This window comes from Riemerella anatipestifer ATCC 11845 = DSM 15868 (assembly GCF_000252855.1).
In the GTDB taxonomy this organism is placed as follows: domain Bacteria; phylum Bacteroidota; class Bacteroidia; order Flavobacteriales; family Weeksellaceae; genus Riemerella; species Riemerella anatipestifera.
This window is the reverse complement of sequence record NC_017045.1, coordinates 1825948-1837512: the sequence shown is the minus strand read 5'-3', so window position 1 is coordinate 1837512 and position 11565 is coordinate 1825948. Positions and strand designations below refer to the sequence as shown.

The window sequence follows — 11565 nt, the reverse complement described above, 5'->3', positions numbered from 1 at the left end:
CACTCCTACTCTCTCGTATCGAGGGTGCAAAAATATAAATTCTTTGTCATTAACTCCAAATGTTTTACATCCTTTTTTTATCCATAATATATAATCGACTGATATACAAAAGAAAAAAAAAATTGAACATAATCTAGATATATATCTACCTTATAATATGTGACAATTTTTAGATTATGTCTAAAACTAAGTATAGTTTATCAATGATTCTTTCAGTTCGCTTTTGATAATATCTACAAAAGATTTTGGTTGTAGTACTTTTACTCTTTTACCATATGATAAAATTTCTTGCCAAAAATCGTAAGTAGGAACTAGAAATACACTAACGATGGTTTCTGTATCCGTTTCCTTTTCCACTTTTTGAGAATGATGTATAGGTAGTTTTTTAACATAACTACCCTGTTGCTTATCAAAAGAAAGGATTATTTTCTCGGGAGGCATTCCGTTAGGCAACACAATACCAAAGGAGTCTTTATAAAGATTTTCTATGTCTATAATTTCAGGAACAAATGAGGAGGAGGCTACTTCTAAATCGCTTATCCTATCTAAACCATATGCCGTAATTTCTTTGGAAGTTTTACCATCATCATAGGCTTGACCTAAGACATACCAACGGTATCTAAATTCTTTAAGAGCGTAAGGTTTTATTTTTTTCAGTTTGGGAATTTCATCATTATTCCATAAGCTATAATGTTTAAAGCTGATGATTCTGTGTTTGTTAATTGCATTTAGTAAATCTTCAAGATTTTCGGTAATACCTCTAGGTGAACGATTTTCGAAGAGCAAAATATCTGCATTCTTTTTTGAGGAGCGGTACGCATTTAACAATAATAACGATTCAAAATATTCTTCTGGTTCGTCATCAGAAATAATATAGACTTTTTTATTTTTATCATAGCTAATATTTATTCCTGATAATTTTTCAATTAGTTTTTTATCTCTGAGGAAAGTACGATTGGTAAAACTTAAATCTAAATCTTCATTTATAAAGCGTTCGGATAAGTATTCAAAAATCTCTTGGTAAGAAGCTCCTCTATCTTTTCGTCTTTTCAAAAATTCTTCTATATACTTTAGTCTAAATATTTGCTCAATTACCATAATAATTGTTTTTTACAAAAATATACTTTTACTACGACAAAATATGTCAGCATTAAAACATTTGGTCAATGGGTAGTTCGCAGTAGTTTTTTCGTCCGCAATTTTTACAGTGTAATCCCGTCCATACATCATCAAACTGTTGCATAGCATTTTGTACAAGTTCGGTTTCGTTGGTAAGAATTCCTGCTTCAAAATTTCTATTCCGTTCGGATTTCATTCCCAATCCTGCTCCTGTAAGATTGGCAGAACCGATATAAACTTCATTACAGTCAAAAACCAATATTTTAAAATGAACTCTAGGGCAAGTGGCTTTTTCTAGATGCTCTATAAGTAGTGGGTATTTATCAAAATCGTTTTTGAAATTTCGTCCAGGCTCTTTTGCGAATAATAGCCTAACCTCAACATTTCTTTGTATCAACTTAGATAATCCTGCCAAAAAGGGTTGTGTTCCTTTAATGCCTTCCTTTATATAAAGGTCTTTTATGTCTGCTGTGCCTATCCAGAGGGAACGCCGAACATTTAAAGCTTTTTCTATAACTTGGTAATAGTGGTCTTCGTTTTTAATATAGATTATCATAATTTATACATTGTTCTATTACTCAAGGTTTTCTATGGGAACATTCCAAACAGGAGTGTCGTTTTCTGTGTGGATATTGTATTGTCCATTGCAAAAATCTGGGCGTACCCATTTAGCGAGAAAATCTACTTCGTCCTTTCTTTCCATTCTATATACCATACCTTCTGGTAGTTCTACGCTTTCTATCGTGGGTGTTTTTTGGTTCAGTATCGGAATTAAAAGTTCAGTAGAAATGGCATCTCCTCTATGGAGCAGTCTTGGGCTGTTCAGTTCGTAGTGGTCCAGTTTTTCTAATAGATTATTTTGTGTCCAACGCTTATTTTTGGGGCTAAAATAGTCAAAAAAAACAATAGGTTCAGTATTTATTTTATAGCGTATGCCATGGGCTTGTGCGAGCCATTCGCCCACAACTCTTTCGCCCTCTTGGAGCATAGATTCAAAGGTTACTTTTCGTCTTTCTACCCATAAGGCAAACAGTTGATGTTGTTTAAACCTACTGTCTTTTGCCAGTCTTCCAGAGCGTGTTAGTGCCAGTATTTGGTTATTCCATTTAATGATTCCCACATTAGAGCCATCGTATTTCTCGTGTACAAATACGGTATCCCAAGCATCTCTTTTCCTTTCGGTTAAAAGTCGTACATGCCCAGCACCTATATGGTGGTCGCCTGTTCCGAGTTTAGAATTAGGAAAATGCCCTATGGAACCGTAGTTTTTGATGTTAAAAGTTTTCATATATTGTATTTTGATACAAAGAAAAGGATTAAAGCAGACGGAATATGTCGTAGTGAAATATTTAATTTAACGGTCAGATTTTGTCACCACCATTATTTACCTTTGCTAAAAATTATATTATGAAAAACGAAATAAAGTTTCAGCCATTTGTTGGCAAGTCTTATCATAAAAACCCGTTTAAAATTTTAGTTTTAGGAGAAAGCCACTATTTTGGCGATGAAGATTTAAAAGCGTTTAATGAAGGGAATACTTCTAAAATCGGTGGCGTAACCCAAGAGGTAATACAGCGATTTATAGCCTATAAAAACGGTAGTGGCTCGTTTGAAACTTGGATGAATACTTTTACTAGATTTTCTAACCTGTTATCTGGGAAGAAGCTTGATGATTTGGAGACTGTGGAAGTGTGGCAAAATTTAGCGTTTTATAATTTCGTGCAGTTCCCTATGGGCGGTCCTCGTGAATCCCCAACCACAGAAGAGTTTATAAAAAGTGAACCTGCTTTTAAAGAGGTATTAAAGAAACTACAACCTCATCTGATTATATTCTGGGGACACCGCTTATGGAATAATTTTCCTAAAAAGGCTTACTATAAAAAAGGTAATCTCCACTTATTATCTTATGAGTGCGATTATCCCATTTTTGTAGTACCGCACCCAAGTAGCCAACCTAAAAATACGAATGAAAAGTATGAGGAACTAAAGGCGTATATGAAAATTTTATAAGTTATTTTTCTCAACTTCTTGGATAATATCTTCAATATTTTTACCATTAAAGTTCCAATGTTGATATAAGTCTAATGCTCTTTCTGCTAAGCTATTAGTAGAATAGTCGGAACGATTGATAATTTGATACTCTTCTTTTAATTGTTTAGAGTCTGAAAAGTTAATATAGTTAGAACCTTTTTCCCACTGAACAGAGCCTTTTAGGCAATCTTTACGCCAACCCTTAGTGGCATCTCGGTAGATTTGGTATTGCCTGTTTTGGTAAAACTCCACAAAGAAGGTAAATAAGATATCTTGGTGAGGCTCTCTATCTAAAGGACCTATTTTTAAATAAACATTAGACTCTTTTATTCTACATTCTATATATAGTTTGTCGCCCTGTTTTTTGTAATCAATCTTTGTAATACTATTATCGTCATTGTTAAATATAGTGTTTTTAAAATGCTCCAAAAATGACTGTTTAAAGTCTTTTTGAATTAAATAAGGGATTACTTTTTCTTCAAGAAGATTTAGCTTACTCCTAATCTGTGGTTTTATTTCTCCACCTAAACCAATATCTTTTGCAAGTTCATTGATTATGTTGAAAATCTTCTGCTGGATTAGTTTTGTAACCTCCGCATCTCTGCTATTGGTTTTATCTGGTTTTGCGTGTTCTGCAATATCTATAAGATTACTGAGTATAATATCCACCGTTTCGGGTTTAGTATATAGCACAACATCTCGTGAAACTAATTTAATGAGTTCATTGAGTTCCTCCAGCTCTACCGTTCTATCGTCCCATATTTCCCAAAGTTTATTGATAAATGTGTTAAATCTTTGGGATTTTTCCTCAAAAACTTTTACATTTCTTTCTTTATGTTCTTCGGCTTGGGTTTGCCCAATAAGTAAAAAATATGTTATTAAAGCGGTTATTACACCACCAAATAACACCCCTATCGTTTGGGTGGGTAGCTCTTCTAACTTTACAAGTTTGGTAACAATTAAAAGTACAAAAAATACTATAACATTGATAATTATAACAGAGGTGATGTTGGGTTTCATTTTAAGCAATTTATATTTTGATGATTAAATTTGTTTATTAGAAACAAAGGAGTTCTATATAATAGAACTCCTTATCTGCAATTCTCATAGACTTTCTAACTCAGATGCTCTATCTTCATCTATACCTAGTAGCTGTGCCAATCTATTTAAAAGCCTTCTTGTTTTATCATCTATTTCTTTACTATCACTTATTAGAGATTTATATTCTTCAATATATTCTTTTTCTTCTTCTGTAAATTGATAATCAACTTGATTAAGTACCCGATGTTCTAATTCAGCTGCTTTTTCTTCTGATATACCAAATCTTACTCTAAAACGTTCAAGTATTCTTCTATCTCTGTCTCCAATAACCCCATCGTGTTCAATTATAAATTTAACCTCTTCCATATACTTTTCTTCATTCTCGTCTAAATGTTCATTTAAAGTTACATTCGAAATTAACTTTGTTTCTGAATAACTATCGGCACCTATTTCTTTATTTCCGAACTCACTAATAGGCTTGAATTTTACATATATTTTCCATTCCTCCTCTTCGTTTAACTTTAAAATCGCAGTGTCTGTGTTGTTTTTATTGTATTTAACACTAGCCCCACCTTTAGGTATAACCACCTTTAAGTCTGCATTAATTTTATTAATTTCTTCCTGACTAATGATTTGATTTTTAGCACTTGATATAAATTCATTATGTTCTAATAAATCTCCATTAAGACGCTGTTGTGCTAGCCTTTGCCAAGAAGGTTCATGATGAAACCAAAGTAAATCATCTGGAATAAATGGTGCTTTTGTAGGGTTAAAAAACTGTTCTCTCCCAAATTTAGAAATATTTGCCTCGGAGTCGTAACGACTTGAATCATGATTCATACCTCCACCTGCATTAACATCTGCTATCATCTTTGTTGCTCCTTCCGTTTGAATACGCCCTTCCATTTTAGAACTTGAGAAAATATTTTTATCTTTCTTTTGTCCTTTAGTATTCCTAATAATGATAGAGGTTGCCCCTAAGCTCTGTAATAAATAAAAATATTCATTTATCCTATCCATTAACAGCTCGTGGTCATAGTCTTCTATAGGCAAATATATACTAGTTTTATGTGGGTGACATATATAAGTAGTATCCGTTTTAGGGTGGCTTACAGGAAATTTGATTTGAGGAAGCATATTAACATTTAATACTTTTAAATGCTCTCCCTCATATAGTTTTTCTTGCTTTGTAAGCGTTATAATTTTTCTATCATTATAGTTAACCTGCTCGAAATTATCAATATATCCTTGATAAAGTTGCTGATATTTATTGTCTATTTTTTGAATAAATTCATAATCAACATTTTCAGAGCTTGCCTCAATTTCTTTTGCTTCATAGAAGTTTTGAGCTGAGCTATATAAACTACCATTCAAACAATCTATTTCTGCTTTTGATAAATGATAATATTTTAAAAAATCAGGCGTTTTATCCTTTGTCAATAGTTTACTCTCTATTTGCACTAACTTATTAAAGTATAAATTAGCATCTTCAGCTAACCCCTTTTTACAAAAAGCATAAATTTTTGCATAATGATACAAATAATCGGGTATTAAATCTTCTACTCTTTCAATAGTAGTTAAGAGTGTGTTTTCGTCACCTGATTTTAATAAAATTTTGACTTTATTCTCAGCTTCCTGTATCTTCTCTGTGTTTTTCTCACGCTCAAAATTTATCTTTTGTACTAACTCATTTAGCAGTGGAGAAAGATTCTTATCTTCTCCAAAATAGATACTAGGCACTATTAAGTAACTATTATCTTCTTTTGAATAGATATAATAGCCATCTAAAACTTCGTTAAGACCTAGTAGTGACACTGTTTGATCTCCAGGTATAAAAAAAGAATTAGGTTTTGTATTTTCATCCTGTATATTTATTGAAGGATTATATTTGATATTTTCTATTTCATCCCAAAAAATATCAATTTTTGCATCATCCTCTTTTAGCCATCCATCCGTTTGAGTTGTTCCTAAAATGCGTATTCCTTCATCAGTAAAACAAGTAGTAAAATGATAGACTCTATCAGCTGATAAAAAACCTCCTTTCACAAATTTTGTTGAATAAAATATACTATATAAAGTTTCATTTTTGTCAAAATTGTTCCACGCTCTAATAGACTTTTCAAGATCTGCAGACATACTATTGTTTTCTTTATTTTTTAATGCTCCATATATTAAAAAATAACAATCTGAACTTGAAATATTATGTTTATTATTTTTAACAGAATCAATTATCAGATTTTTCATATTCTACGAAACTATTAAATAAATTATAAAACCTACAAAGCCTAGAATAGACAAAATTGTTAACATTATACATCCTGCTCCTATTTTCAATGTGTCTTTAACTACTTTTTCATTTTGTTCAGCGATTTTCTTTCCTTTGCTAGAAATTTCATCAACCATTTGATTAGCTTCATTAGTAAATGAAGCCTCTACTTTTTTTGATGCTCTATCACTAAAAGAACCTTTTCCTAAATTTTTGTTTCCAAATGACATATCCTTATTATTTAAAAATTAAACCCTATTTTACCTCCACAATTTCAAAATTAACAGAAATACTGAGTCCACTGAGTGCTGTACCCGCACCATATTTAGCATTAAACGCCTCTATTACCTCTTTTTGATTGGGTTTTCTAGATGTATTACGAATGACGATTTCTGCACTCATTCCCTTTGCAATTTTGTTAACATCACGCTTTGCGGTAACATTCCATAAATGTGTTGACATAATTATTTTATTTTAAAAGTTAGTTTATTTATTTTTTTACAATTTCACAATTTCCAAAAACTCTTTAGGTATAGTTCCGTTTAGAGTGTTTTTACCATACTTTGCATTCAGTGCATTTCTGATATCTTCCTGCATTGGGATTTGGCTATTGTTTTGGAAGAGCAACTCTATCCACATACCCGAGGCTACGGTCCCGTATTTTTTCTTTACTGTAACACGCCATAATACTGCCATAATCTTATTTTTCGTTGATTTTACTAAAAACAAAAAGGACACAGCACTTGCTTTTGTCCATATTATTCGGTTGGGTTCTGGTAAACCTGAGATGAAAATAGGAAAAAACAGCCTGCGTCCCTATAAAAGGGAGCAACCATGCCTTTGCCCATTATACTTCATCTCTTTGTTTAAATGTACCAGATTTAACCGAATGAAATAATGGTAAGCACCTTATGCTCTATATGTCGTTTTAATTATTATCTTTTCATAATTATCTTATGTTTGCACAAAGATAATATTTATTATCAAACAGACCTATATACGCAGGCTAAAATCCTATATGTCTGCAATATTACTACTTTGTATCGTCAAAATATGTCGTTCTTGTTTTTTTATTTTGAGTACACATCCTTTTTTAATTGTTCAAAAAAAGCCCGATGACCATATCACCGAGCTTAAAGAATTTATCTATTTATGAATTTAAAATTTTACTTTCTTGTAGCTTTAGTATATACATAATAAGCTAGTACCAAGCCTATGATATCTGCTAAAAGGTCTAGCCACTCAGCAGAACGCCCAAGTGCCATAACTTGCTGAAAACTTTCGGTAAGAATAGCGTAAGCAACAAGGATAAAATAGTAGGCATATACACTAGCCTTGGGATACGCCCAACGAAATAGAAAGCCTAACACAAAAAACATACTAAAATGAACTACTTTATCTATCCCTTGAAACAAGAACCAATAGTCCTTGTGTTCTCCTACAGGTTTGAGAAGGACATAAGTAAGTAATGCCCAATAAATGGGCATTACTATTTTTATAATACGGTGATATTTTTTAACCAATGACTTCTTGATATTGTTCAGAAGATAATAATTCTGATTGGTCTACGCCTTCTGCAATTTCTAGTTTTATAATCCAACCTTTTCCGTAAGGGTCTGTGTTTACCAATTCTGGCTCATCTTCTAACGCTTCGTTGAACTCCACTACTTTTCCTGCTAATGGTAAGTAAAGGTCTGAAACAGTTTTAACCGCTTCTACGCTACCGAAGACCTCACCTGAATTCAAAGTTTCATCTACAGTATCTACATCTACGAAAACAATATCCCCTAGCTCAGACTGTGCAAAATCTGTAATGCCGACTGTAGCTATGTTACCTTCAATTTTTACCCATTCGTGGTCTTTAGTGTACTTTAGTTCTGCTGGTGTATTCATTTTGTATATTTTATTTTTCTTCAAAAATAACTTAATTATATTATATGTTCAAAATTTTATGGAGTTTTTCAAACAAAGTATTTTAATCCTATGATTTAAAGAACTTTATTATTTATTATCTTTCTCTAATACCACACTAGCCCCTTGAACTTCTCCTCTCATAGGTGGTGCTTGCTTGGTAATTTTAACCTTAATATGCGTAATCTGAGGATATTTAGCCAGAATAGTTTTAATAATTCGTCCTGCCACATGCTCTAACAATTTAGAGCTAACGCTCATCTCCTGATATACTATATCATTAAGCTCTGCATAGCTGATGGTATCTTCTAAATTATCCGTTTGAGCTGCATTCCATAAATCCACATCACACTCTAAATTAACTAGATAATAAGTCCCTACTACATTCTCTTCTGGCAAAACTCCATGGTAGGCATAGATTTTAATATCCTCTAAAATGATTTTTGACACCATAACTGTTTATTTTTGATAATTTACCAAAAGAGAATCGTCTTCTAATTCCACGATTGGATATTCATACTTAAGACTAAGGTAAACTTCTCTTAAAGTATCATAAAAATCTTCTTCCAAAGTACCTTTACTCACTTCCTTAGGTATCCAAAAAGCAATGTTTGGGAATAGACCTTTAAGAACCCCTGCTTGGAACATCGTCCCTGAAAATAGAACTTTTGTCCATTTTCCGTCTTCTATTTTTTTTGCTATTTCCAAAAGATTGCCCGAAGCGTCTGATACTTTTTTTAAAAATACCGCCCCATACAAGTTATGAGCTAATATCGGAATTTGTTTCTCTCGCTTCAGTTTCAATATTTCTTCTTCTAGACGGTCGTCTGCCGGCATCTGAAACTCTTGATATTTCAAAAAATCTGGAACTGGGAGATTAGTCTTGGTATTTTTTTTATTTTCTTCCATTAGTTTAAAAATTGATGAATCACTTGTTCTACTTCCTTTTGAGCTACGGATAAATCATCGTTAATGATAATTTTGTCAAATTTATCTTGATAAGAAAGTTCTTCCGCAGCTTTATCTACTCTGATTTTAATAGTTGCCTCATCATCAGTCCCTCTAGAAATAAGTCTGTTTTTTAGCTCCTTAATACTTGGCGGTGCAATGAATATAGAAAGAGCTTTCTCCCCAAAAATATTTTTAAGATTAACACCTCCCACTACATCTACATCAAAAATAACGGTGTTGCCTGACTTCCAAATACGCTCCACTTCCGATTTTAATGTGCCATAAAATTTATCCGTATAGACTTCTTCGTACTCCACAAAAGCCTCTTCTGAAATCAGTTGTTTAAACCTTTCTAAACTTAAAAAATGATAATCTTTACCATCTTGCTCTGTACCTCTCGGCTGTCTTGTAGTGGCAGATATAGAAAACTCCAAATTGGAAAATTTCTCTAAACAATACTTTACCAATGTGGTTTTACCACTCCCCGATGGTGCCGAAAATATAATAACTTTATCCAATGTTTTACCTTTTTATTATCGTTTACAATACATTAAGCGTTTGTTCTTTAATTTTTTCCAAATCGTCTTTCATCAATACTACCAATTTCTGAATTTCTGCGTGGTTAGCTTTGGAGCCTAATGTATTGATTTCTCGCCCTATTTCTTGTGCTATAAAACCTAATTTTTTACCATTAAATTCATCTTGAAGCATTGTATCTTGGTAGTATTTAAGATGCTGAGCCAACCTTACTTTTTCTTCCGAAACATCTAACTTTTCGGTATAATAAGCCATCTCTTGGTAGAATCTGGTTTCATCTACATTCTCAAAATCTTGAAACGCTTTCTGATATTTTTCTTTAATATTAACCAATCGTTCTGCCTCAAACGGTGTTACCTTTTCTAAATTCAAACCTATATTGATAATATTTTTTTGTAATTCTTCTTGCAAAGACAGTCCTTCGGTTTTTCTAAACTCTGTAAAGTTATTGATGGCTTCTAACAATAATCGTTCTATAAAACTCCACTCTTCTTCTGACATTTCCTCCGCATTGTAAGTCGTAGCATCAGGCAACTTCATCGCCATTTTTAGAAGTTCAAAGTCTGGTGTATTCTCTGAAACCACCTCTTTAAATTGAGCGATATAGTTTTGAATTATCTCTTTATTTAGTACCAATTGGCTCTCTTTAACCAAATTTTCTACATTGATACAACAGTCAACTTTCCCTCTTAAAACCATTTCTGAGATTATTTTTTTAATCAGAAATTCTTTTTCCCTATATATTGAGGGCATTCTGAGATTGATGTCTAAACCTTTACTATTAACAGATTTAATATCTATACTTATTTTTTTATTCTCAAAAGTACCTTCGGCTCTCCCAAAGCCTGTCATAGATAATACCATATACTTATAAAAGATGAATTGAAAAATTTTAATGCTTACTTACCTTTATACTGAGGTTTTCTTTTTGCTAAAAAAGCGGCTATCCCCTCTTGAAAATCCCAAGTTTCTGCAGCATCTTGCTGGAGAATACTCTCCAAATCTAACTGCTCCGATAGACTATTCTGATAAGATTTATTAAAGGCTTTTTTTGTAAGCCCCAATGCCACAGTAGGCTGATGAGTAATATGTTCTAGGACTTGTAAAGATTGTTCCGAAAAAGTAGCATCTGAAAAAACATCTACCACCAAACCTCTTTCTAAAGACTCTTTAGCAGATAGCTTCTTCCCTGTAAATGCCAAATAACTCGCTAAGGAACGCCCTAAAAGTTTAGGCAAATAGTAAGTACCTGCCGTATCTGGCACTAGTCCTATATTAGAAAAAGCTAAGGAAAAATACGCTGACTCTGACGCCACTGCAAAATCACAGATGAGAGCTAACATTGCTCCTGCACCAACCGCAGGACCATTAACCAATGCAATTACTGGTTTTTTAGCATAGACAATAGCCTTCACTAACGGATTATAATAATCTATCACAATCCTTTGGATAAAGCGTTCCTCATTGGCTTCTGCTTTATAATCTAAAGCCTCCTTTAAATTCTGACCAGAACAAAACGCCTTACCTTTGCCACTAATTGCAATACAGCGTACACTAGAATCTGCGTCACAAGCTTTTATAAAGTGCAATAACTCTTCTAAAACAACCTTATTAAGACTATTAAACGATTCTGGCTGATTGATATATGCGATTTGAAGCTTTCCTTCAAAATGGTTATCTACATCTATTAATTTGTACATAAAGTAAGT

At 32.7% G+C, this 11565-nt stretch carries 16 protein-coding genes; 1 reads left to right on the top strand and 15 read right to left on the bottom strand.

What is annotated here, in order from left to right:
- Window positions 1-186: 186 nt before the first annotated feature.
- The 3 genes from RA0C_RS08775 to RA0C_RS08765 are packed head-to-tail and all read right to left on the bottom strand — an operon-like array spanning window position 187 to window position 2407.
- Window positions 187-1098: a WYL domain-containing protein gene (locus tag RA0C_RS08775; RefSeq protein WP_004916855.1), complete on the bottom strand. Its 912-nt coding sequence runs from the start codon at window positions 1096-1098 to the stop codon at window positions 187-189.
- A 52-nt stretch (window positions 1099-1150) separates the two neighbouring features.
- Window positions 1151-1675: a phospholipase D-like domain-containing protein gene (locus RA0C_RS08770; protein WP_004916854.1), complete on the bottom strand. Its 525-nt coding sequence runs from the start codon at window positions 1673-1675 to the stop codon at window positions 1151-1153.
- An 18-nt stretch (window positions 1676-1693) separates the two neighbouring features.
- The gene (locus tag RA0C_RS08765) at window positions 1694-2407 is read right to left on the bottom strand and encodes an RNA ligase family protein (protein ID WP_004916852.1); all 714 of its coding nucleotides are present in this window, start codon (window positions 2405-2407) and stop codon (window positions 1694-1696) included.
- 119 nt (window positions 2408-2526) lie between these two features.
- On the opposite strand from RA0C_RS08765, the gene RA0C_RS08760 reads away from it, so the two are divergent.
- On the top strand, window positions 2527-3129 hold the full coding sequence (locus tag RA0C_RS08760) for a uracil-DNA glycosylase family protein (protein ID WP_004916850.1): 603 nt from the start codon (window positions 2527-2529) through the stop codon (window positions 3127-3129).
- Here the strand turns inward: RA0C_RS08760 and RA0C_RS08755 are convergent.
- From RA0C_RS08755 to RA0C_RS08700, 12 genes are all read right to left on the bottom strand, one after another.
- Window positions 3124-4170: a hypothetical protein gene (locus RA0C_RS08755; RefSeq protein WP_004916848.1), complete on the bottom strand. Its 1047-nt coding sequence runs from the start codon at window positions 4168-4170 to the stop codon at window positions 3124-3126. The genes RA0C_RS08760 and RA0C_RS08755 overlap by 6 nt on opposite strands.
- An 84-nt stretch (window positions 4171-4254) precedes the next feature.
- A complete protein-coding gene (locus tag RA0C_RS08750) occupies window positions 4255-6435 on the bottom strand; it encodes a hypothetical protein (RefSeq protein WP_004916846.1) in 2181 nt (726 codons plus the stop codon).
- Window positions 6436-6438: 3 nt separating this feature from the next.
- Window positions 6439-6687 carry a hypothetical protein gene (locus tag RA0C_RS08745; protein ID WP_013447130.1) on the bottom strand — a complete coding sequence of 83 codons (249 nt, stop codon included), beginning with the start codon at window positions 6685-6687 and terminating at the stop codon, window positions 6439-6441.
- Window positions 6688-6712: 25 nt separating this feature from the next.
- The gene (locus RA0C_RS08740; protein WP_004916841.1) at window positions 6713-6919 is read right to left on the bottom strand and encodes a hypothetical protein; all 207 of its coding nucleotides are present in this window, start codon (window positions 6917-6919) and stop codon (window positions 6713-6715) included.
- Between the two features lie 36 nt (window positions 6920-6955).
- On the bottom strand, window positions 6956-7153 hold the full coding sequence (locus tag RA0C_RS08735; protein ID WP_004916839.1) for a hypothetical protein: 198 nt from the start codon (window positions 7151-7153) through the stop codon (window positions 6956-6958).
- A 470-nt stretch (window positions 7154-7623) separates the two neighbouring features.
- Window positions 7624-7944: a VanZ family protein gene (locus RA0C_RS08730; RefSeq protein ID WP_013447129.1), complete on the bottom strand. Its 321-nt coding sequence runs from the start codon at window positions 7942-7944 to the stop codon at window positions 7624-7626.
- A gap of 28 nt (window positions 7945-7972) precedes the next feature.
- On the bottom strand, window positions 7973-8350 hold the full coding sequence (gcvH, locus tag RA0C_RS08725; RefSeq protein ID WP_004916832.1) for a glycine cleavage system protein GcvH: 378 nt from the start codon (window positions 8348-8350) through the stop codon (window positions 7973-7975).
- Between the two features lie 108 nt (window positions 8351-8458).
- Entirely contained in the window at window positions 8459-8821 is a 363-nt protein-coding gene (gene folB / locus RA0C_RS08720) for a dihydroneopterin aldolase (protein WP_004916829.1), read from the bottom strand.
- Window positions 8822-8827: 6 nt separating this feature from the next.
- Window positions 8828-9277: a quinolinate synthase NadA gene (locus RA0C_RS08715; protein ID WP_004916827.1), complete on the bottom strand. Its 450-nt coding sequence runs from the start codon at window positions 9275-9277 to the stop codon at window positions 8828-8830.
- Window positions 9277-9837: a guanylate kinase gene (gmk, locus tag RA0C_RS08710; RefSeq protein WP_004916821.1), complete on the bottom strand. Its 561-nt coding sequence runs from the start codon at window positions 9835-9837 to the stop codon at window positions 9277-9279. The genes RA0C_RS08715 and gmk overlap by 1 nt, the downstream gene beginning before the upstream one ends.
- 22 nt (window positions 9838-9859) lie before the next feature.
- Entirely contained in the window at window positions 9860-10708 is an 849-nt protein-coding gene (locus RA0C_RS08705) for a YicC/YloC family endoribonuclease (protein WP_004916819.1), read from the bottom strand.
- Window positions 10709-10755: 47 nt separating this feature from the next.
- Window positions 10756-11556: an enoyl-CoA hydratase/isomerase family protein gene (locus tag RA0C_RS08700; RefSeq protein WP_004916814.1), complete on the bottom strand. Its 801-nt coding sequence runs from the start codon at window positions 11554-11556 to the stop codon at window positions 10756-10758.
- Window positions 11557-11565: the final 9 nt, after the last annotated feature.